At 75.7% G+C, this 20643-nt stretch carries 19 protein-coding genes; 10 read left to right on the top strand and 9 right to left on the bottom strand.

Annotation, left to right across the window (positions count from 1 at the left end; all coding sequences use genetic code 11):
* Positions 1-193 precede the first annotated feature (193 nt).
* Entirely contained in the window at positions 194-1276 is a 1083-nt protein-coding gene (locus tag KIK08_RS26970) for a HAMP domain-containing protein (RefSeq protein ID WP_214406067.1), read from the bottom strand.
* 90 nt (positions 1277-1366) lie between these two features.
* On the opposite strand from KIK08_RS26970, the gene KIK08_RS26965 reads away from it, so the two are divergent.
* The 6 genes from KIK08_RS26965 (at position 1367) to KIK08_RS26940 (ending at position 8056) form a co-directional block, all read left to right on the top strand.
* Positions 1367-1954: an SACE_7040 family transcriptional regulator gene (locus KIK08_RS26965; RefSeq protein WP_214406066.1), complete on the top strand. Its 588-nt coding sequence runs from the start codon at positions 1367-1369 to the stop codon at positions 1952-1954.
* A 112-nt stretch (positions 1955-2066) separates the two neighbouring features.
* Positions 2067-4847 carry a phosphoenolpyruvate carboxylase gene (gene ppc, locus KIK08_RS26960; protein ID WP_308257921.1) on the top strand — a complete coding sequence of 927 codons (2781 nt, stop codon included), beginning with the start codon at positions 2067-2069 and terminating at the stop codon, positions 4845-4847.
* Between the two features lie 170 nt (positions 4848-5017).
* Positions 5018-5803: a LamB/YcsF family protein gene (locus tag KIK08_RS26955; RefSeq protein ID WP_214406064.1), complete on the top strand. Its 786-nt coding sequence runs from the start codon at positions 5018-5020 to the stop codon at positions 5801-5803.
* Positions 5800-6405 (top strand): 5-oxoprolinase subunit B family protein, encoded by a 606-nt coding sequence (locus KIK08_RS26950; RefSeq protein ID WP_214406063.1) that lies wholly within the window; start codon positions 5800-5802, stop codon positions 6403-6405. The genes KIK08_RS26955 and KIK08_RS26950 overlap by 4 nt, the downstream gene beginning before the upstream one ends.
* Entirely contained in the window at positions 6402-7280 is an 879-nt protein-coding gene (locus tag KIK08_RS26945; protein ID WP_214406062.1) for a 5-oxoprolinase subunit C family protein, read from the top strand. Before KIK08_RS26950 ends, KIK08_RS26945 begins: the two co-directional genes overlap by 4 nt.
* A 14-nt stretch (positions 7281-7294) precedes the next feature.
* Positions 7295-8056 carry a putative hydro-lyase gene (locus KIK08_RS26940; protein WP_408004729.1) on the top strand — a complete coding sequence of 254 codons (762 nt, stop codon included), beginning with the start codon at positions 7295-7297 and terminating at the stop codon, positions 8054-8056.
* Here KIK08_RS26940 and KIK08_RS26935 read toward each other — a convergent pair.
* Together KIK08_RS26935 and KIK08_RS26930 are read right to left on the bottom strand one after the other, a co-directional pair.
* Positions 8053-8592 carry an RICIN domain-containing protein gene (locus KIK08_RS26935; RefSeq protein ID WP_214406060.1) on the bottom strand — a complete coding sequence of 180 codons (540 nt, stop codon included), beginning with the start codon at positions 8590-8592 and terminating at the stop codon, positions 8053-8055. The two genes, KIK08_RS26940 and KIK08_RS26935, sit on opposite strands and share 4 nt — an antisense overlap.
* 138 nt (positions 8593-8730) lie before the next feature.
* Positions 8731-9669 (bottom strand): DMT family transporter, encoded by a 939-nt coding sequence (locus KIK08_RS26930; RefSeq protein ID WP_308257920.1) that lies wholly within the window; start codon positions 9667-9669, stop codon positions 8731-8733.
* A gap of 151 nt (positions 9670-9820) precedes the next feature.
* Here KIK08_RS26930 and KIK08_RS26925 point away from each other — a divergent pair, with 151 nt between their 5' ends.
* Both KIK08_RS26925 and KIK08_RS26920 read left to right on the top strand, forming a co-directional pair.
* On the top strand, positions 9821-10417 hold the full coding sequence (locus KIK08_RS26925; RefSeq protein ID WP_214406059.1) for a TetR/AcrR family transcriptional regulator: 597 nt from the start codon (positions 9821-9823) through the stop codon (positions 10415-10417).
* Positions 10418-10515: 98 nt separating this feature from the next.
* The gene (locus tag KIK08_RS26920; RefSeq protein WP_214406058.1) at positions 10516-12054 is read left to right on the top strand and encodes an FAD-dependent monooxygenase; all 1539 of its coding nucleotides are present in this window, start codon (positions 10516-10518) and stop codon (positions 12052-12054) included.
* Positions 12055-12069: 15 nt separating this feature from the next.
* Here the strand turns inward: KIK08_RS26920 and KIK08_RS26915 are convergent, their stop codons facing one another.
* Positions 12070-13023 carry a TetR/AcrR family transcriptional regulator C-terminal domain-containing protein gene (locus tag KIK08_RS26915; protein ID WP_214406057.1) on the bottom strand — a complete coding sequence of 318 codons (954 nt, stop codon included), beginning with the start codon at positions 13021-13023 and terminating at the stop codon, positions 12070-12072.
* A gap of 164 nt (positions 13024-13187) precedes the next feature.
* Between KIK08_RS26915 and KIK08_RS26910 the strand changes: the two genes are divergently transcribed.
* Complete coding sequence (locus tag KIK08_RS26910) at positions 13188-14426, top strand: FAD-dependent monooxygenase (RefSeq protein WP_214406056.1); 1239 nt, start codon at positions 13188-13190, stop codon at positions 14424-14426.
* Positions 14427-14544: 118 nt separating this feature from the next.
* Here the strand turns inward: KIK08_RS26910 and map are convergent, their stop codons facing one another.
* On the bottom strand, positions 14545-15366 hold the full coding sequence (gene map, locus KIK08_RS26905; RefSeq protein WP_214406055.1) for a type I methionyl aminopeptidase: 822 nt from the start codon (positions 15364-15366) through the stop codon (positions 14545-14547).
* A gap of 32 nt (positions 15367-15398) precedes the next feature.
* Here map and KIK08_RS26900 point away from each other — a divergent pair, with 32 nt between their 5' ends.
* Positions 15399-15671: a helix-turn-helix domain-containing protein gene (locus KIK08_RS26900; RefSeq protein WP_214406054.1), complete on the top strand. Its 273-nt coding sequence runs from the start codon at positions 15399-15401 to the stop codon at positions 15669-15671.
* A 9-nt stretch (positions 15672-15680) separates the two neighbouring features.
* Here KIK08_RS26900 and KIK08_RS26895 read toward each other — a convergent pair whose 3' ends face one another.
* From KIK08_RS26895 to KIK08_RS26880, 4 genes are all read right to left on the bottom strand, one after another.
* Positions 15681-16790: a hypothetical protein gene (locus KIK08_RS26895; protein ID WP_214406053.1), complete on the bottom strand. Its 1110-nt coding sequence runs from the start codon at positions 16788-16790 to the stop codon at positions 15681-15683.
* A complete protein-coding gene (locus KIK08_RS26890) occupies positions 16783-18429 on the bottom strand; it encodes a hypothetical protein (protein WP_214406052.1) in 1647 nt (548 codons plus the stop codon). Before KIK08_RS26890 ends, KIK08_RS26895 begins: the two co-directional genes overlap by 8 nt.
* 176 nt (positions 18430-18605) lie before the next feature.
* On the bottom strand, positions 18606-19766 hold the full coding sequence (locus KIK08_RS26885; RefSeq protein WP_214406051.1) for a pyridoxal phosphate-dependent aminotransferase: 1161 nt from the start codon (positions 19764-19766) through the stop codon (positions 18606-18608).
* Between the two features lie 27 nt (positions 19767-19793).
* Positions 19794-20643 (bottom strand): hypothetical protein (locus tag KIK08_RS26880; RefSeq protein ID WP_214406050.1); only part of this gene is annotated, 850 nt, incomplete at its 5' end.

Below are 20643 nucleotides of genomic sequence, written 5' to 3'. Positions count from 1 at the left end.
AGGACCTCCTGGGGTTGTGTGTGGGTGCCGTCAGACAGCTCCACACCACACCGGGAGGTCCTCGCCTATCAAGATCAGCTAGATCGTGTCGTCACATGATCTCGACCAACGTCTCCGGTCAGTACAGTTAGCGGTCGTTAACCACGTTAGCGTCCGTTAACGGGGGGCACCAGGGGTCGGCCCCGGGGAGCGATCAGTGGGACTGGCCCCGGCTGGGGGTGCCCCGCGGGTCGGTGGGGGCGTGCCCGCCGCGCCGGTCGGCACCGCCGCCGCGCGGCCCGCCCTGCTGCGGGCGGGGTCCTTGCTGGCCGGCGCCGGGGGGCGGCGGCTGGTTGGGGTCGATCGGCTTGATGACGCCGGTGGTCGGGCCACCCGGAGGGCCCTGCGGGTGGAACCGCTGGCGCGGGCCGGTGCCCTCACCCGGGCGCACGACCGGGATCCCGCGCGGCGCGGTGACCGGGTCCTCCCTGGCGTCCTCGTCGCGGACGGGGCGGGCGTCCTGCGGGCCGCGGGGCAGCGGCGTGATCACCGTGGTGGCCTCGCCCTGCTCGCCCTGCTTCGCCGGCTGCGGGGCCTGCGGCGCCTGCGGGGCGTTGCGCGGACGCACCGCCGGCATCCCGCCGGAGGCCGTGCTCGTGACGGGCGCGGTCACGTTCTCCATGCCGCGGCCGGCGTCGTCGCGGCGCGGCTGCGGGCCCGCCCCGGCCAGCAGCGCGTCGACGACCATGCCGAGCCGGTCGAGCTCGACGCGCAGCGCGCCGACCGCGGACCGGTCGAACTGGCCGCGCTGGATCTGGTCGAGCCCGTTGCCCAGCGCGGTGAGCGGGCCGTGCAGCTCGTGCCCGGCCGCGGCGAGGCGGTGCTGCGCGCCGCGGGCCTCCTCCAGGCGGCCGAGCAGGGCGTTCATCGTCTCGGCGAGCCGGGCGACCTCGTCCTGACCGGTCGGCTCCGGCAGGGGGCGCTCCGGGTCGGCCGCGGCGGCGGCCTGCGCCCGCACCGCCTCCACCGCGCCGAGCGGCTGGCCGGCGAACAGGTAGAAGACCAGCCCGGCGACCACGATGAGGATCGGGACCGCGATGAGCACGTCGAACGTCAGCGTCTCCGACACCGCCTGCTGGGCCGTGGCGTCGAGCCGGTCCTCCAGGGAGGTGCCGACGAGGAAGATCAGCCCGATGCCGGAGAGCACCAGGACGACCGCCATGACCACGGCGGCGGTGAGCGTAGCCGCGACGCGCGCGCCGATCCGTGCACCGAGCCCGCCGGGCGCCCCCACCATGGCAAGAGCGTAACGACATCCGTCGCGGCCATGAATACCGCGCGACCGTCGACGCGTTACGAACCATTAACCGCGCGCTACGCTGCGGCGATGGCCACCGCCGGGGCCGCCGGCCCGACCCGGCGCCAGCAGATCCTCACCGTCGCCGCGCAGCTGTTCGCCCGGCGCGGCTTCCACGGGGTCAGCATCGCCGACCTCGGGGCCGCGGTGGGCATCAGCGGGCCGGCCCTCTACCGGCACTTCCCCGGCAAGGAGGCGCTGCTCACCGAGCTGCTGGTGGGCATAAGCGAGCACCTGCTGGCCGGCGGTCGGGCGATCGCGGCGGCGTCGGCCGACCCCCGCGAGGTGCTCGCCGAGCTGGTCCGGTTCCAGGCCGACTTCGCCCGCCGCGAGCCGGAGCTCATCGTCGTGCAGGACCGCGACCTGGCCAACCTGCCGGCGCCGGAGCGCCGTCGGGTGCGCCAGCTGCAGCGCACGTACGTCGAGATCTGGGTCGACACGCTGCGCGCCGTCCACCCGGGCCTGCCCGACGAGTCCGCCCGGACCGCCGCGCACGGCGCGTTCGGCCTGCTGAACTCCACCCCGCACGCCGGCCCGGGCGACGACGCCGTCGCCGCGCTGCTCGCCCACATGGCCCTGACGGCCCTCACCACGCTCCCCGCACCCACCCCGCCCTGACCGCGCGATCCCGCGCCGGATGCCTGGCGTACGTGAACGATTCAGGGGACGATCTGACGACCAGTCGTTCCCAGCGGTGCGGGCGGCTCCACCTGCAGCAAGGGAGGCGCCCGTGACCATCCAGGACCGCAGCACCGACGCCGTCCCCGAGCTGCTGGCCCCGGAGTCGCTCGCCGCGCACGCCGGCGTCGTCTCCGAGCGCACCCACGAGGCCCTGCGCGCCGACATCCGCCGGCTCTCCACGATGCTCGGGCAGACCCTGGCCCACCACGGCGGCCCCGAGCTGCTGGAGCTGGTCGAGCAGGTCCGCGGGCTGTCGCGGGCGGCGGTGGCGGCCGGCGACGACACCGGCGTCACGGCCCTGCTCCGCGGCCTGGACGCCGGCACCGCGGTGTCGCTGACCAGGGCGTTCTCCCAGTACTTCCAGCTGGCCAACATCGCCGAGCAGCGGCATCGGGCGCGCGAGCTGGCCGCGGCGCACCCGGAGGGCCGCGGCCGGTTGCACCGGCTGCTGCAGCGCCTGGCCGCCACCGCCGACCCGGCCGAGGTGCGCGACGCGCTGGCCCGCACCGAGCTGCGGCCGGTCTTCACCGCGCACCCCACCGAGTCGTCGCGCCAGTCGGTGCTGGCGATCCTGCGCCGGGTCGCCGACGCCCTCGACCGCGGCGTCCCCGACGAGTCGCTGGCCGCGCTGGTCGACCTGCTCTGGCAGACCGACGAGCTGCGCCCGGGCAAGCCGACCGTGGCCGACGAGGCCAGGGCGATCGGCTGGTACATGGAGCAGCTGGGCACCCGGGCCGTGCCCGACCTGCTGGGCGAGTTCGAGCGCGAGGTGCGCGCGGCCGGGTTCGCCGTGCCCGACGGGACCGGCCCGCTGGTGCTGGGCTGCTGGGTCGGCGGCGACCGCGACGGCAACCCGAACGTCACCCCGGCGGTCACCCGCGAGGTGCTGGAGCTGTACTCGGACCGGGCGATCCGGATCCAGGAGGACCTGGTCGAGGAGCTGGTCGGCGAGCTGTCGCTGTCGACGCGGGTCGTCGGGGTGTCGGAGGAGCTGCGCGCGTCGCTGGCCCGCGACCGCCGCGCCCTGCCCGAGGTGCACGACCGGTTCGTCCGGCTCAACGCGCACGAGCCGTACCGGCTGAAGCTGTCCTACGTGCGGGCCCGGCTCGCGAACACCCGCACCCGGCTGCGCGAGCGCACGGCGCACGTGCCCGGGCACGACTACCTGGGCCCGCACGGCTACCTCGCCGACCTGACCGTGCTCGACCGCTCCCTGCGCGCCCACCTCGGCGCCCGGATCGCCGACGGCACGCTGGCCAGGGCGCTGCGCAGCGCCCGCGCGCTCGGGCTGCACCTGGCCGAGCTGGACGTGCGCGAGCACAGCCAGCGCCACCACGACGCGCTCGGCGCCGTCTACGACGCCCTCGGCGAGCTGGACAAGCCCTACGCCGAGCTGACCAGGGCGGAGCGCACCGCGCTGCTGGCCGCCGAGCTGGACAGCGGGCGCCCGCTCATCCGCCGCCACTACGGGCTGCCCGACGGCGCCGCGGACGTCCTGGCGACGTTCGACATGCTGCACGACGTCCAGCACGAGTTCGGCCGCGAGGTCGCCCGCACCTACATCGTGTCGATGTGCCGGGGCGTGGACGACCTGCTGGCCGTCACGGTGCTGGCCCGCGAGGCGTTCATGGTGGAGCTGAAGCGCGACCCGCGCAGCTCGCTCGACCTGGTGCCGCTGTTCGAGACGGTCGAGGAGCTCGGCCAGGCCGGCCCGCTGCTCGACGAGCTGCTGTCGGTGCCGGGCTACCGCCGGCAGGTGCGCAACCGGGGCGACCTGCAGGAGGTCATGCTCGGCTACTCCGACTCGAACAAGGGCGCCGGCATCACCACCTCGCAGTGGGAGATCCACCGCGCGCAGCGCCAGCTGCGCGACGTCGCGGCGAAGCACGGCGTGCGGTTGCGGCTGTTCCACGGCCGCGGCGGCTCGGTCGGGCGCGGGGGCGGGCCGGCCGCCGAGGCGGTGGCGTCGGCGCCGTTCGGCTCGGTCGACGCCACCATGAAGATCACCGAGCAGGGCGAGGTCATCTCGGACAAGTACTCGCTGCCGGCGCTGGCCCACGACAACCTGGAGATCATGCTGGCGGCGGTGCTGGAGGCCACGCTGCTGCACCAGTCGTCGCGCTGGGACGACGCCACCCTGGACCGCTGGGACGAGGCCATGACGGTCGTCTCGGACGCCGCCCGGGCCGCCTACCTGGAGCTCGTCGGGCGGCCGGGACTGCCGGAGTTCTTCGCCGCGGCCACCCCGGTCGACGAGCTGGGCGAGCTGAACTTCGGCTCCCGCCCGTCGCGGCGCCCCGGCAAGGGCGCCCCCACCCTCGATGACCTGCGGGCGATCCCGTGGGTGTTCGGCTGGACCCAGACCCGGATGGTGGTCCCCGGCTGGTACGGCCTGGGCAGCGGGCTGCTGGCGGCCAGGGAGGCCGGCTACGGCGACGTGCTCGACGAGATGCGCCGCTGGGCGTTCTTCACGAACCTGCTGGGCAACGTGGAGATGACCCTGGCCAAGACCGACCTGCGGATCGCCGGGTTCTACGTCAGCGAGCTGGTCGACCCGGCCCTGCACCCGATCTTCGACGACATCACCGCCGAGCACGCCAGCACCCTGCGCGAGGTCCTGCGCCTCACCGGCAGCCCGACGCTGCTGGCCCGCCACCCGGTGCTGCGCAACACGCTCGCGGTGCGGGCGTCCTACCTGGAGCCGTTGCACCACCTGCAGGTCGAACTGCTGGCCCGGCGGCGGGGCACCACCGACCCGGACCCGGACCTGCGGCGGGCGCTGTCGCTGACGGTGAACGGGATCGCGGCGGGGCTGCGCAACACCGGCTGAGCCATTTTCGTTGGATTGTTCAACAAGCCCTTTGCTCCAACGGCCTCGTGTCGTACCGTAGGTGACGGCAGTGTTCCAGGTCACCTTCGGAGGCAGCGGCATGGGGAGCGGGTGGGACGTCGACCGTTCGCGGAGCTGTCCGGGGCCGGCGGCTCTGTGACGCTGTGGCGATGGACCTGAACTCCGATCTCGGCGAGTCGTTCGGCCGGTGGGTGCTCGGCGACGACGAGTCGATGCTCGAACTCGTGACCTCGGCGAACGTCGCCTGCGGCTTCCACGCGGGCGACCCGTCGACGTTGCGGCGCACCTGCGCCTCGGCCGCCGTACGGGGGGTGGCGGTCGGGGCGCAGGTGGGGTACCGGGACCTGGCCGGCTTCGGGCGGCGGTTCATCGACGTGGCGCCGGCCGAGCTGGCCGCCGACGTCGTCTACCAGATCGGGGCGCTGGACGGGATGTGCCGGGTCGCCGGCACGTCGGTCCGCTACGTCAAGCCGCACGGCGCGCTGTACAACACCGCGGTGCACCACACGGCGCAGGCGCGGGCCGTCGTGGAGGCCGTCCGTGATTACGACGACTCGCTGCCCGTGCTGGGGCTGCCGGGGTCGGAGCTGCTGCGGGTGGCCGAGGCGGCGGGGCTGCGGACCGTGCGGGAGTTCTTCGTCGACCGCGGCTACACCCCGCAGGGCACGCTGGTGCCGCGCGGCGAGCCGGGCGCCCTGCTGCACGACGCCGACGAGGTCGCCGAGCGGGTGCTGCGGATGGTGGGCGCGGGCTCGGTGGTCGCGGTGGACGGCAGCGAGGTCGCGGTGCGCGCCGAGTCGGCCTGCGTGCACGGCGACTCGCCGGGAGCGGTCGACATGGCGCGCGCGGTCCGCGAGCGGCTGGAGGCGGCCGGGGTGCCGCTGCGTTCCTTCGTGGCGGACGGCATCGGGGACACCTCCGGAGACACCGCGTGAAGGTGCTGCCCTGCGGCGACGCGGCCCTGCTCGTCGACGTCGACGACCTGGGCGAGGTGCTCGCGCTGGCCGACGCGCTGCGCGCGGACACCCCGGCGGGCGTGCTGGACGTCGTGCCGGCCGCGCGGACGGTGCTGCTCACCGTCGTCCCGGGCACCGACCTGGCCGAGGTCCGCCGGGCGGTGCTGGAGCTGCGGGTCGGGCCGGGGGCCGCGCCGCCCGACGGGGAGACCGTGGAGATCGGGGTGCACTACGACGGCCCCGACCTCGACGAGGTCGGCGAGCTGACCGGCCTCGGCCGCGACGGCGTCGTCGAGGCGCACACGGGGCGGCCGTGGCGGGTGGCGTTCGGCGGGTTCGCCCCCGGCTTCGCCTACCTGGTCGACGGCGACCCCCGGCTCGACGTGGCCCGCCGCGCCGAGCCGCGGACGACCGTGCCGGCCGGCTCGGTGGGGTTGGCCGGCGAGTTCAGCGGCGTGTACCCACGGTCATCACCCGGTGGCTGGCAGCTGATCGGGCGCACCGATGCGACCCTGTGGAGCATGGAGGACGGGGCCCTGCTGCAGCCCGGGGGTCGGGTGCGGTTCGTGGAGGTCAGGTGACCGGGCGCGCCGTGGAGGTGCTGTCCGTCGGGCCGCTGGCGCTGGTCGAGGACCTGGGCCGGCCGGGGTTCGCGGCCACCGGCGTCGGGCGCTCCGGGGCCGCCGACCGCGCCGCCCTGCGGCTGGCCAACCGGCTCGTCGCCAACCCGGAGCGCGCCGCCGGCATCGAGGTCACCTTCGGCGGCCTCGCGGTGCGGGCCACCGCCCGGCACACGGTCGCCCTGGCCGGCGCCGCCGCCCCCGCCGACGTCGACGGCACGCCGGTCGGCCACCACTGCCTCGTCGACCTGCGCCCCGGCCAGGTGCTGCGCCTCGGCGTTCCGCCGACCGGCCTGCGCAGCTACCTGGCCGTGCGCGGCGGCATCGCCGTCGAGCCGGTGCTCGGCTCGCGCAGCACCGACGTGCTCGGCGAGCTCGGGCCGCCCCGGCTCGCGGCCGGGCAGGTGCTGCCGGTCGGCCCCGAACCCGACGACCTGCCACTGGTCGATGTCGCCCCGGTGGCCGAGCCGCCGGGCGGACCGGTCACGCTGCGCGCGATCCCCGGCCCGCGCGCCGACCGCGTCGCCGACCTGTCCGTGCTCACCTCGACGGCCTGGACGGCGTCCAGCCGCAGCGACCGGGTCGGCATGCGCCTGGAGGGCGGCCGGCTCGACTGGGCCGACGGCGGGGAGATCCCCAGCGAGGGCATGGTCCGCGGCGCGGTCCAGGTGCCCTCCGGCGGCGAGCCGGTCGTGTTCCTGGCCGACCACCCCCTCACCGGGGGGTACCCGGTCGCCGCCGTCGTCGTCGACGCCGACGTCGACCGGGCCGCGCAGGTGCGCCCCGGGCAGGCCGTGCGCTTCCGGTTCGTCGATCCACCGTGGAGGGACCGCTGATGACCGTGACCGAGCTGATCCCGGAGCAGGCCAGAGACCGGTTCGCCCGCGGCCTGGTCACCCCGACCGCGGGCTGGTGCCCCGGCTGGGCGCAGGCCAACCTGATCGCCGTCCCCCGCGCCCTGGCCTGGGACTTCCTGCTGTTCGCCCAGCGCAACCCGAAGCCGTGCCCGGTGCTGGACGTGCTGGACGCGGGGGCGACCGACGGCCCGCTGCTCGACGGCGACATCCGCACCGACATCCCGCTGTACCGGGTCTACGTCGAGGGCGAGCTCGTCGAGGAGACCGGCGACGTCACCGGCTGGTGGCGCGACGACCTCGTCGGGTTCCTGATCGGCTGCAGCTTCACCTTCGAGCGGGCGCTGGTGGCGGCGGGCGTGCCGGTGCGCCACGTCGAGCAGGGCGTCAACGTGCCGATGTACCGCACGAACCGGCGCTGCCGGCCGGCCGGCTGCGTCGGCGGGCCGCTCGTGGTGTCGATGCGGCCGGTCCCGCGGGCGCTGGTGCGGACGGCGGTGCGGGTGACCGCCGCCTACCCCGCGGTGCACGGCGCCCCGGTGCACGTCGGCGACCCCGCGGAGCTGGGCATCGCCGACCTCGACTCCCCCGACTACGGCGACCCGGTGCGCCTGGAGCCCGGCGACGTGCCGGTGTTCTGGGCGTGCGGGGTGACGCCGCAGGCGGCGGTGGTGGAGTCGCGCCCGCCGTTGGCGATCGCGCACGCACCGGGGCACATGCTGATCACCGACGTGCGGGACGACGACTACCGGGTCTAGACCGTCCGCTTCGCCCAGAAGTGCGGGCCGATCTGCACGGACTGGGTCAGCGTCACGCTGCCGAGCGGCCCGTTCTGCCCGAGGTGGAACTTGGTGTGGACGTTCTTCGTCGGCAGGGTGCCGCCCGGGCCGGAGACCGCGGTCGGGTGGAACCACTTCTGCCGGTCCGAGGTGAGGTCGCAGGGCTTCATCGCCACGTTGACCGAGTCGATCGCGGTCAGGCAGAGCGGCTTGCCGGCGTCGACGCTGGCCCGCAGCCGGTACTGGAAGGCGGGCTGCCCGCCGCCGGAGGAGACCGTGGAGACCTGCTGCCACTGGCCCCGCGGGCTGTTGGTGTCGGACTGCAGGAAGACTCCCGACCCGTCGGCGTTGAAGGCGGTCAGCACGAGGCCGTTGCCGACGCTGCCGCGGTAGACGAGCTCCTTGTCGCCCGGTGCCGCGTGGGCGGCCGCGGCGGTCATGCCGCCGATCCCGACGAGGCTCGCGGTGGCGATCAGCGTCGTGGCGAGGCGGCGGATGGTGGTGGACGTGCGCACTGGTGGGCTCCTGGTTGGTCGTCGTGCTGGTGGGAGCGAGTACACCGGCGCGCCGGCCGGGGTTCTGTGTCCAAGTACGGCCCGCGGAGGTGGAAAACGCAGCCGAGGTGGGCCGTGCTCGGCCCTCCGTGCGAGGCCTCACCGCCGCCGGGACAGACCCACCCCGACGAGGCAGACCACGCCGCCGACCACCGCCAGCACCGGCGGGAGCTCGCCGAGCAGCACCGCGGACATGACGATGGTGATCGGCGGGACGACGTAGGTGGTGACGCCGAGCCGCCCGGCGTCCATGCGGGCCAGTGCGTAGGCCCAGGTGCTGAACGCGAGCGCGGTGGGCACCGCGCCGAGGTAGACGACGCCGGCCGTGGCGGCGGCGGGCGCGGCGGCCACCTCGGCCACCAGCTGCGGGGTGAACGGCAGGCAGCAGACCGCACCGATCGCGCAGGCCAGGAACGTGACCTGCAGGCCGGGCAGCCGGCGCAGCACCGGCTTCTGGGCGAGCACGCCGATGGCGTAGGTGACCGCGGCGAGCACGCACAGCAGCACGCCGAGCAGGTCGGCGCTCTCCGCGTCGGCGGTGGCCGCTCCGACCAGCACGGCCCCGCCGAACGCGACCAGCGCGCCGATCACCAGCCAGCGCGGGAAGCCCTCGCCGAGCAGCAGGCCGGCGAACAGCGCGATGAGGATCGGGCCGATGTTGACCAGCATGGCCGTGGTGCCGGCGTCGACGGTCTGCTCGGCCCAGGCCAGCGCCACGTTGTAGATCCCGAACCAGGCGACCCCGCACAGCACGAGCAGCGCCCACTCGCGGCGCGTCGGGGCGACCCAGCGGCGGCTGACGAGCACGCCCGCGCCGAGCGCCAGCACCCCGACCAGCAACCGGCCCGCGGTGAGCGGGCCGGGGCCGTAGGCCTGCGCCGCCACGCGGATGACGACGAACGCCGACGCCCAGGCGAGGACGGTCACCGCCACGGCGACCACGGCGACCCAACGCCTGTCGAGCGGCGCGTCGGGGGCGGGCGGCGGGGTGGCCGGCTCGACGGGAGTGGTGGACAGGGCGTCGGACGGTTGATTCACGCCGACCACGGTAGCCCCGCCCGTGTTCGGAAATCACCGAATTTTCCCCGGTCTTGGACGCCTGCCTCCGACGAAAAACCGGTCAACTCGCCGAAAAATATTGCGGAGCGCGCACTATTGCGAGACGCGCAGATTTCGGTACCGTGGGAGTGTGTCCGGGCTCAGGGAGCGCAAGAAGCGGGCCACCCGCGAGGCGCTCAGCTGGGCGGCCGTGCGGCTGACCGTCGAGCGCGGCTGGGACGGCGTCCTGGTGGAGGACATCGCCGCGGCGGCCGGCGTGTCCCCGCGCACGTTCAACAACTACTTCTCCAGCAAGGCGGAGGCCATCGCCTTCCGCCACGCCGACCGATTCGCGCGGCTCGCCGACGTGCTGCGCGAACGCCCCGCCGACGAGCCGCTGTGGGACGCGGTGCGCGCCGCCACGCTCTCCGTGATCGACCCCCACGAGCAGCCGCCACCCGAGGGCTGGGTCGACGGTGTCCGCCTGATGACGGCGCACCCGGCGCTCGTCGCCGAGTTCGCCAAGGCGGCGGTGGACGGCGAGCAGGTGGTCGCCGACGCCGTCGCCGACCGGACCGGCGACCCGGACCCGATGTACCCGCGGCTGGTGGCCGCCGCGGTGACCGCGGCCAGCCGCATCGCGAGCGAGGAGTGGATGCGCTCGGCCGACGCCGGCCCGATCGGCCCGCTGGTGCTGGCCGCGCTCGACCGCTACGCGACCGGGCTGGCCACTCCGACCACCGGCTGAGCGCCGGACCGGTCCCGCACGACCACGGCCCCGACCGGGGCCCTGTTAGCCGTGCCCGCACGGGTGCGGCAGGAAGATCGAGGCGCGACGTGCCAGGTATGTCCACAGTGGACCACGACGTGATCGTGGTGGGAGCGGGCCCCAACGGCCTGCTCGCCGCCGGCGAGCTGACGCTGGCCGGGGTGCGCCCGCTCGTGCTCGACAAGCTGCCCGCCCCCAACCCGACCCCCAAGGCGAACGGCCTGGTCGGGCGGGTGTCGGAGGCCCTCGACCGGCGCGGGCTCTTCACCGCCCTCGGCGGCGTCGACCGGCCGCGGCCGATACCGCACTTCCAGTTCGGCGCCCTCGACCTCGACATGTCCGGGCTCACCGGCAACGCGCTGTACGCGCTGCCCGTCCCGCAGCTGCGGATGGAGCAGGTCCTCGCCGAGCGGGCCGCCGAGCTGGGCGTCCCGGTGCGCCGCGGGCACGAGGTCGTCGGCCTGGAGCAGGACGCCGACCGCGTGACCCTGCACCTGAGCACCCCGGACGGCGAGCTGTCACTCACCGCGCGGTACGTGGTGGCCGCCGACGGCGGGCGCAGCGCCGTGCGCAAGCTCTGCGGCATCGGCTTCCCCGGCATCACCGAGACCGACTTCGTCGGGCGCACCGGCCGCGTCGCGATCGACCCGCCGGTCGCCGTGCCCGGCACCGGCGAGCTGGACGTGCCGGGACTCGGACGGTTGCGGTCGGGGACCTTCCGGCGCACCGAGCGCGGGCTGTTCGCCTACGGGATGTTCCAGCCCGGCCTCTACTCGGTGGCCGCGTTCGAGTACGGCGGATCGGGCGACCCCAAGGCCGACGACTGGACCCGCGATGACATCGAACTACCCGAACTGGCCGCCGCCGTGGAACGGGTGCTCGGCGCCCCCGTCCCGCTCGGCGCGCCGCCGACCGGCGCGTTCGCCCAGGCGAGCACCGTCTCCAACTCGCGGCAGGCCGAGCGCTACCGGCACGGGCGGGTGCTGCTCGCCGGCGACGCCGCGCACGTGCACTCCGGCATGGGCGGCCCCGGCCTCAACCTCGGCATGACCGACGTGGTCAACCTGGGCTGGAAGCTTGCCGCCGCGGTCCGCGGCTGGGCCCCCGCCGACCTGCTGGACAGCTACCACCGCGAGCGGCACCCGGTCGGTGAGCGGGTGCTCATGCACAGCCGGGCGCAGACCGCGCTGATCGGCCCCGGCCCGCACATCACCGCGCTGCGCGAGCTCATGGACGAGCTGCTGGCGAACCCGGCGAACGTCCAGCACGTCTCCGACCTCATGTCCGGCGCCGACACCCGCTACGACATGGGGTCGACCGAGGACCACGACCTCACCGGCCGGTGGCTGCCCGACCTGCCCCTGGACACCGCGGCCGGGCCGACGCGGGTGGCCGAGGTGGCGCGGTCGGGGCGCCCGCTGCTGCTCGACCTCGGCGGCGGGCGGGCGAAGGTGGCGGCGGCCTGGGAGGACCGGGTGGACGTGCTCGTCGCCGCCACGCCGGAGGCCCCGGCGGGCGGGGTGCTGGTGCGGCCGGACGGGCACGTGGCGTGGGCCGGGGACGACCCGGACGCGCTGGAGGGGGCGCTGCGGCGCTGGTTCGGCGAACCGACCTGAGCGCCCGCCGGGGGCTCACGGGCCCGTCGCGGACCGGCCCCGCCCCTCCAACCACACCGCGAACCCGTCCAGCAGCCGCCCCAGCCCGAACTCGAACAGCGAGTCCAGGTCCATCGCGATCTCCGGCTCCTCGCCGATCGCGGTCAGCAGCGGGAAGCCACCCGCCGCGATCACCGCGTCGAAGGCGGGCTGGGTGGCGCGCATCCACTGGTCGGCGGTCAGGCCGGTGTCCTGCTCGGCGCGCACCTCGGACTCCAGGTTGACCGCGCACCCGCGGACGTAGCCGGCCACCGTCACGGCGGCGTGCATCATCGTCGTCCGGTCCAGGCCGAAGCCGTCGAACGCGCGCAGCAGGGCCTCCGTGTGCACCATGCCGTGCGGGACCTTCTGCGGGCGACTCATCGACATCAGCCCGGGCGCCCACGGGTGGCGCTGGTAGCCGGCCCACTGGGCGCGGGCGAGCAGCTCGACCCGGACCCGCCAGTCGGCCCCCGGCGGCGGCGTCGGGGGCGGGAACTCGGCGAACACCGCGTCCAGCATCAGCACCAGCAGCTCCTCCTTGCCGCGCACCCTGGGGTACAGCGACATGGTGGCCACGCCGAGCTCGGCGGCGATGCGGCGCATGGACAGCCCGGCCAGGCCGTCCTCGTCGGCCAACGCCGTCGCGACCGCCACCACCTGCTCGGTGCGCAGCTCCCGGAGGTCGGGGCGGGCCGGTGCCGCGGGGCGGGCCGGGCGGGGGGCGCGGCCGGGGCGGTCGACCACCACGGTGCCCACCCCGGGCACCGCCCGGACGAGCCCGTCGTCGCGCAGGTCGGCCAGCACCCTGGTCGCGGTGGCCAGCGCGACACCGTGCTCGGCGGCGATGCGCCGCGCCGAGGGGACCAGCTCCCCCGCGGCCAGCTGGCCAGAGGAGATCAGGTGGCGCAGGGCGTCGGCGATCTGCCGGTAGCGCGGGACGTCGGGCATCGGGCCTCCGTACTAGTACACCCGCCCCGGTGCGCTGCACGGACCCGGTCGTACTAGTACACCGAGTGGGCAGATCAGCATTCTTGCTGGCAATCCTTGGCGTGCCAGGCCACTGTACGTCGTACGGCAGCGAGCCGGACAGGGTGCGTACGGAGGGGGACCCGATGTCGGGGAAGACGGTTCTGGTCAGCGGCGCGGGCATCGCCGGATCGGCGGTGGCCTTCTGGCTGCGGCGCTTCGGCTTCGTCCCGACCGTCGTGGAGCGGTCGGCCGCGCCCCGCCCCGGCGGGCACGCGGTCGACCTGCGGGGCGCATCGAAGGACGTCGTGGAGCGGATGGGCCTGCTCGACGCCGTGCGGGAGCGCGCGCTGCACGAGCGCGGCATGGCGATGGTCGACGCGCGCGGGCGGCGCAGGGCCGAGATGCCGGCCGAGGCGTTCGACGGCCGCGGCGCCGTCGCCGAGATCGAGATCCTGCGCGGCGACCTCGCCGAGATCCTCGTCGCGGCCACCGGCGACGGCGTCGAGTACCGCTACGGCGACCACATCACGGCCCTGGAGCAGGACGCCGACGGCGTGCGGGTGCGCTTCGCCAGCGGCCGCGAGCAGCGGTTCGACCTGGTCGTCGGGGCCGACGGCAGCCACTCCGCCGTCCGGGCGCTGGTCTTCGGGCCGGAGGCCGACCACACGCACCCGCTGGGCGCCTACACCGCGCACTACAGCATCTCCGCGGAGCGGGCCACCGCCGACGGCCTCGACCGCGACGACTGGTTCGTCGTGCACAACGCCCCCGGCCGGCGGATGGTCGGCACCCGGCCGGACCGCGACGGCGGCGTCAAGGCGATGTACGTCCTGGGCGCCGACGGCGTCGACGAGGCGGTCCTGCGCGACCCGACCGCCCAGCGCGCCCTGCTGCACGAGCGCTTCGCCGGAATGGGCTGGCAGACCCCGGCGCTGCTGGCCGCGATGGACACCGCCGAGGACTTCTACTTCGACGCCTACACCCAGGTGAAGATGCCGACCTGGGTGGGCGGGCGGGTCGTGCTGCTCGGCGACGCCGGGTACTGCCCGTCGCCGGCCAGCGGGCAGGGCACGAACCTGGCGCTGGTCGGGGCCTACGTCCTGGCCGGCGAGCTGGCCGCGGCGGGCGGCGACCCGGCCGGCCTGGCGGCCTACGAGAGCGCGATGCGCGAGTACGTGGAGCGCAACCAGAAGCTCATGCCGGGCGGGGTCGGCGCGATGATCCCGAAGTCGGCGCCGGCGATCCGGATGGGCCACCTGCTCAACCGGGTCATGATGAGCAGGCCGCTGCGCCCGCTGGCCGCCCGCGCGTTCGCCGCCGAGGACCCGTTCACCCCGCGCGACTACGCCGCCGAGCCGACCAGCCCGACCCGCTGCACCTGACCCGCGCCTGCGCACACCCGGCAGCGCCGCGCACACCCCCGTGGGGCCGCGCACAGCCCGTGGCCGCCGCGCACAGTGCAGGGAATGTGCGCGGCGGCCGGCGGGTGTGCGCGGCCGATCAGTGCAGGGCGACGGCGGTCTGGGCGGCCGCGACCGCCAGGTGCCCGGAGGGGCGGCCGGCGGTGAGCACCCGGGGGCCCGACTCGGTGACCGCGATGGTGTGCTCGGTGTGCGCGGCGCGGGACCCGTCGACCGTGCGCAGCGTCCAGCCGTCGCGGTCGTGGTAGTAGCCGTCGCGCCCGCCGGCGGTCAGCATCGGCTCGATGGCGATCACCAGCCCGGGGCGCAGCCGCAGCCCGCGGCCGGGCCTGCCCTCGTTGGGCACGTGCGGGTCCTCGTGCATCTCCCGGCCGACGCCGTGCCCGCCGTGGTCGGCCAGCAGGCCGTAGCCGCCGGCCCGGCCGACGACGCCGATGGCGTGCGCGATGTCGCCCATCTTCGCCCCCGGGACGGCCGCGGCCACCCCCGCCGACAGCGCCCGCTCGCAGGTGTCGATCAACGCCTGGTCGGCCGGGTCGGCCCGGCCGACGACCGCGCTGAAGGCCGCGTCGGCGCACCAGCCGTCCAGGTGGACGGCGAGGTCGACGCTGAGCAGGTCGCCGTCGCGCAGGGCGTAGTCGTCGGGGATGGCGTGCACGACGGCGTCGTTGACGCTGGCGCAGATCACGCCCGGGTACGGCACGGGGGCGAAGCGCGGGTGGTAGTCCAGGAAGCTGGGGCGGGCGCCGGTCGCGGCGATGAGGTCGGCGGCCAGCGCGTCCAGCTCCCGCAGGGTGACGCCGGGGGCCGCGTGCTCGCCGACCGCGGTGAGCACCGAACCGACCACGGTGCCCGCCGCGGCCACCGCGTCGATCTCGCCCGCGGACTTCAACTCGATCATGGGTATTACTATACCGGTATTACTATCAGGGCATGGTCCGCGAGCCCCTCACCCCGGCCGACCGCCAGCGCGGCGAGCGACTGGGCCGGCTGCTGCGCGAGGCCAGGGCCGAGCGCAGCCTGGGCGACGTGGCCGGCGTGGCCGGCGTCTCCGCCGAGACCCTGCGCAAGATCGAGACCGGGCGCATCCCGACCCCGACGTTCTTCACCGTCTCCGCGCTGGCGGGGGCGCTGGGGCTCTCGCTGGACACCATCGCCGACGCCACCGAGCCGGAGGCCGGCCGGCGCCCCGCAGCGGCCGGCTGACCTGGCCGGCTAACCGGTCGGGTCAGCCCAGAACGCCCGCAGCCCGTCCAGGTCGACCGCCTCGCCGCCGCTGAGCATCACCGCGATGCCCGTGGAGTCCTGGTCGAACCACAGGAGCGGCAGGCCGTCCTCCGAGACCGACCGGATGCGCACCCCCTCCCCCTGCTCGGAACTGCCGGCCCGGATCCCCGTCTTGACGCCGGGCCTGCCGTCGACGAACTTCCAGCGCAGCGACCGGGTGGCCCCCGGGGCCAGCCCGGACCCGCCCAGGAAACCCGCGCGGATCTGGCGCATGAAGTCAGCGGACAGGTAGCGGGTGAAGACCATGCCGTAGCGGTCGCCGATGAAGCAGTTCACCACCTCCCGCACATTGACGTCCGGCTCCTCGGCGGTGCACGTCGTGCCGGGGACGAGGTAGGGCTCGGCCAGGGCGAGCACGGCCGGATCGGTGAAGGCCGCCCGCGGATCGGCCGGGACGGGCGCCCCGGTCGGCGTCGCCGGGGTGGGCGGAGCGGGCGTGGCGGACGGCGCGGCGACCGACGGCGCGGTGGTGGGCGCGGCGATCCCGGGGGCCGCCGGTACGGCCGGTGCCAGTGCGGCGTAGCCGACGATCCCGCCGACCAGCAGCACCGCCACGGCCGCGGCGACCGGGACGAGCAGCCTGCGGTGGGCCGGGCGGTCAGGCCCGGTCGGGGTCGGTGCGGGCTCGGCGGCGGGAGCGGCGGGAGCGGCTTCGCCCACGCCTTCCGCCGCGTCGGGCGGGGCGCCGAGATCGTCGACCAGGAGCCGGGGCAGCAGCCCCAGCGCCGCGCCCACCAGCGTCACCCCCCAGCGCTCGTCCTCCGCGCCGTCGGCCACCGCATCGGCCGCGGCGGCGGCCGGGTCGACGTCGCGGTCCACCGCCGCGCGCAGCCTCTCGACCGCCCCGCTCCCGGCCACCGCGACGAGGATCGCGACGACCTCGTCGGGCGGGGGGTCGGTGGCCGCGCGCAGCGCCGCGGCCAGCGCCAGCGGGTCGGTGACGACGTCGCGGCCGTACCGCTCGATCGTCGCGTCCAGCAGGTCGACCACGCGGGCGGGGGCGGTCCGCGTGGTGCGGGTCGCGCCCGGCTCAGCCATGGTTCTGCTCCCAGAACGCGCGCACCTGCTCCAGCGGCTGCCCGTCCTGCCACACCAGGGCGAACGTGGCCAGGTCGCCGCGGTCGTAGTACACGTAGGCCTCCCCGTCGGCGGCCAGGACGTAGTCGGCGAACACGGCGTCGGACCCGTACGAGCCCGTCCGGTGGGTGTTCGGCACGGTCTCGAGCGGCGAGACGTGGCCGGCCCGCTCGCCGGCCAGGTCCTGCGGGTCGGCGAACAGGACGTAGGAGGCCTCGGCGCCGCCCGCGAAGTCGCAGTCGACCTGCTCGGCGGCCGTGGCGTAGGCGTCCTTCGTCGGGCGCGGGGTGCACGTGCCCCCGGCGTTCGTCACCAGCCCCGAGGCGAACTCCCACAGGGCGGGCGAGTCGAAGGGGGCCCCGGGCTGCGGCGGGCGCTGCAGGGCGGTGAAGCCGCGATCGTCGAACGCCTCCACGAGCTCGGCCATGGTCAGCGCGGTCGTGCTGGCCACGGCGCTCACCGGGCGCGGGGACTCGACGTCCCAGTAGACGCGGGTGGTGCCGTCGCGGTCCTGGTCCATGAGGAACGCCGCACCGGGCGCCGTCCGCGAGGCCGACCGGGCGGACTCCGGTCGCGGGCTGAGCAGGAGGTCCCGGACGTCGCGCAGGCCGTCGGCGGTCTCGTACTCGGTGAGCACGAGCGCCCACCCCCCGAAGTCGCACGTGACCACCTCGGCCAGGCCGGGCCCGCTGCCGAGGTCGGCGCACCGCAGCGCGCCCGCGAGCAGGTCCGCGCCAAGGGCGCGGTAGCGCAGCGCCACCTGGTCGGGGGCGAAGCGGTCGGGCGCCGCGGCGGGCCGGGCGTCGTCGGCGCCGCGCAGGACCGCCACCAGCACCGCGACGGCGCCCACGACGAGGACCACCAGCACGGCGGCCACGATCCAGGGGCCGCGGCGCCGGGTCGGCGCGGGCGCCGGAGCGGGTCGGCGCGTCGGCCGGGTGCGCTCGTCCCAGGAGATCCGACCGCCGCCGGACGGGGACGGACGTCCCACGGCCGGGCGGAGCTCCGCGGCGGTGGGACGCGGTCGCTCCACGGTCGGCGAGGACCGCTCGACGCCCGGGCCGGCGGACGTCGGGCCGGGCTCCCCCGGGATCGACCCGGCGGACGTCGGGCGGAGCATCTCGACCAGCGTCGCGCGGGGCACGTCGACGGTGGGCTCGGAGTGCGCCACGCCGCGGGCGGGGGTGGCCGGCGCGGGCTCACCCGGTTCGGGCCGCGCGTCGGGTTCGACGTCGCGGACCTCCCAGTCCAGGCCCAGCACCGTCCCGAAGGCCACCAGTGCCCGCCGGACGTCGACGACGGGGAGGTCGGCGCTGCTCCCCCGGACGGCGCGCACGGCCGCCTCGCGGTCGGGTCGCCCGCCCCGCCGGGCCACCGCGCCCGCGTCCTCGACGACGCCGCTGCGGGCCACCGCGACCAGCAGCGCCGCCTCCGCGACCGGCAGGTCGGGGCAGGTGAGGCGCAGGGCGGAGCGCAGCGCGACCGGATCGCCGGGGGCGTGCGGCCCATAGCCCACCACCACCTGCCGCAAGGCGCCGACCAGCGCGTCGTCGCCGTCCGTCGGCCCGGTGCCCCCGCCGCGCCCCATCCCGCTCGCCATCCGAACTACCCCCCGAGCCACCGGCGCGACGTGCCGGGCCACCGGCCCGGCACGACTGACGGGTGCAGTACGCCGCACCCCGCTTCACCGGCGCTTCAGCTACCCGGGAACGGTATCGGCCGCGGCCCGCGCCCGGCGAGGTCCGGACGGCGGACAGCCGCGTGCCCGCACGACCCTCACGCGTCGACGGCGGCGCCCAGCCGGGCCAGCCGGGACGCCGCCTCGGCGAGCACCTCGTCGCGCTTGCAGAACGCGAACCGCACCAGGGTGCGGCCCAGCTCGGGGTCGGCGCAGAACACCGACACCGGCACCGCCGCCACCCCGATGCGCTCGGGCAGGCTCCAGGCCAGCTCGGCGCCGTCGGCGAAGCCCAGCGGGGTCACGTCGGTGATCACGAAGTAGGTGCCCGACGGGCGGTACACCGTCAGCCCCGCGGCCTCCAGCCCCGCGCACAGCTGATCGCGCTTGCGCTGCAGGTCGGCCGACAGCGCGGTGTAGAAGTCGTCGGGCAGCGCGAGCGCGGTGGCGATCGCCGGCTGGAACGGGGCCCCGCTGACGTAGGTGAGGAACTGCTTGGCCGCCCGCAGCGCCGCCACCAGCTCGGCCGGGCCGTGCACCCAGCCGACCTTCCAGCCGGTCACCGAGAACGTCTTGCCGGCCGAGGAGATGGTCAGGGTGCGCTCGGCCATGCCGGGCAGGGTGGCCATCGGCACGTGCTCGCGGCCGTCGAAGACCATGTGCTCGTAGACCTCGTCGGTCACGACGACGGCGCCGTGCTCGGCGGCCAGCTCGCCGATCAGGGTGAGCTGCTCGCGGGTGAGGACCGTGCCCGTCGGGTTGTGCGGGGTGTTGACCAGCACGACCTTCGTGCGCGCCGAGAACGCGGCGCGCAGCTCGTCGGGGTCGAAGCCGAACGTCGGCGGGCGCAGCTTCACCGGCCGCAGCACCGCGCTGGCCAACGCGACGGTGGCGGCGTAGGAGTCGTAGTAGGGCTCGAAGGTGACGACCTCGTCGCCCGGGTCGCAGAACGCCAGCACCGCGGCCGCGATCGCCTCGGTGGCCCCGGTGGTGACCAGCACGGCGTCCGGGTCGACGTCGAGGCCGTAGAAGCGGCGCTGGTGCTCGGCCACGGCCGTGCGCAGCTGCGGGATGCCCGGACCGGGCGGGTACTGGTTGACCCCGGCGCGGATGTTGGCCGCGGCGTCGGCCAGCAGCGACGGCGGGCCGTCGGTGTCCGGGAAGCCCTGCCCGAGGTTGATCGCGCCGGTGCGCAGGGCCAGCGCGGACATCTCGGCGAAGATCGTCGACGTGAACGGGCGCATCCGGTCGACCAGCATGGGCTCACCGTACGGCCCGGCGCGCGGTCACGTGTCCTGCCAGAACCGGTACAGCCGTTCGGTGGTGAACCCCTCGCCGCGCAGGAACCCGAAGCTCAGCCAGTCGCGCCGGTCGTAGTACAGCCGCGACGCGCCGCCGTCGGCCAGCGTGTAGTACGACAGCTGGCCCGGGACGGCGTCCCCCACGTCCGGGCCCTCCCAGGCCCCGATCCACTGCGAGCCGGGCACGATCCCCGGCGGTGAGGCCAGCGCGACGCGCAGCCGGTTGAACGACGCCGCATCGGCCGCCAGCCCGAAGTCGGCGACCATGCCGTCCGGGAAGCGGCAGGTGACCTGCTCGACGGTGCCGGGGTACTCCGGCGAAGGAGCGACCGCGGCGCAGTCGACGGCGTCCGGGTCGCGCACCACCGCCGTGGCCAGCTGCCACATGGCCGGCACCGCGAAGGCCGCTCCCGGCTGCTCGGGCCGCTGCACGGCGCCGGCGCGCCGGGCGTCGTGGAAGGCCACCAGCTCGGCCAGCGGGCGGTCGGCGGCGACGGTCGCGCTGACCGGCCGCGGCGACTCGACGTCCCAGTACACGCGGCTGGCGCCGGCGGCCGTCTCGTCCATCACGAACGCCGCGCCGGGCCCGGTGGCCCGCGCCGAGCGCACCGAGTCGGCGGCGGCGGGCATGGCCGCCGCGCGCTGCTCGCGCAGCCGCGCGACGGTGTCGAACGAGACGAGCTCGAGCGTGAGCGCGCCGGCACCGGTCTCGACGTCGCAGGCCAGGTGCTCGGTCTGGCCGGGGGTGGGCGCCAGCGCGACGCAGCGCCGCGCACCGAGCAGGAGGTCGGCGCCCAGCGCGCGGTAGCGCTGCGCGACCTGGTCGACGGCGAAC

The sequence above is a fragment of the Pseudonocardia lacus genome (assembly GCF_018531445.1).
Lineage (GTDB): Bacteria > Actinomycetota > Actinomycetes > Mycobacteriales > Pseudonocardiaceae > Pseudonocardia > Pseudonocardia lacus.
Note: the sequence above shows the minus strand (reverse complement) of the source record. Positions and strands in the feature narration are given on the sequence as shown.

Excerpts from the sequence above, each read along its gene's own strand:
- KIK08_RS26955 (WP_214406064.1), top strand. The coding sequence starts at position 5,018 with ATGGACCTGAACTCCGATCTCGGCGAGTCGTTCGGCCGGTGGGTGCTC.
- KIK08_RS26970 (WP_214406067.1), bottom strand. The coding sequence starts at position 1,276 with ATGGTGGGGGCGCCCGGCGGGCTCGGTGCACGGATCGGCGCGCGCGTC.
- KIK08_RS26890 (WP_214406052.1), bottom strand. The coding sequence starts at position 18,429 with ATGGCGAGCGGGATGGGGCGCGGCGGGGGCACCGGGCCGACGGACGGC.
- KIK08_RS26910 (WP_214406056.1), top strand. The coding sequence starts at position 13,188 with ATGTCGGGGAAGACGGTTCTGGTCAGCGGCGCGGGCATCGCCGGATCG.
- KIK08_RS26920 (WP_214406058.1), top strand. The coding sequence starts at position 10,516 with ATGTCCACAGTGGACCACGACGTGATCGTGGTGGGAGCGGGCCCCAAC.
- KIK08_RS26895 (WP_214406053.1), bottom strand. The coding sequence starts at position 16,790 with ATGGCTGAGCCGGGCGCGACCCGCACCACGCGGACCGCCCCCGCCCGC.
- KIK08_RS26885 (WP_214406051.1), bottom strand. The coding sequence starts at position 19,766 with ATGCTGGTCGACCGGATGCGCCCGTTCACGTCGACGATCTTCGCCGAG.
- KIK08_RS26915 (WP_214406057.1), bottom strand. The coding sequence starts at position 13,023 with ATGCCCGACGTCCCGCGCTACCGGCAGATCGCCGACGCCCTGCGCCAC.
- KIK08_RS26965 (WP_214406066.1), top strand. The coding sequence starts at position 1,367 with ATGGCCACCGCCGGGGCCGCCGGCCCGACCCGGCGCCAGCAGATCCTC.
- map (WP_214406055.1), bottom strand. The coding sequence starts at position 15,366 with ATGATCGAGTTGAAGTCCGCGGGCGAGATCGACGCGGTGGCCGCGGCG.
- KIK08_RS26900 (WP_214406054.1), top strand. The coding sequence starts at position 15,399 with ATGGTCCGCGAGCCCCTCACCCCGGCCGACCGCCAGCGCGGCGAGCGA.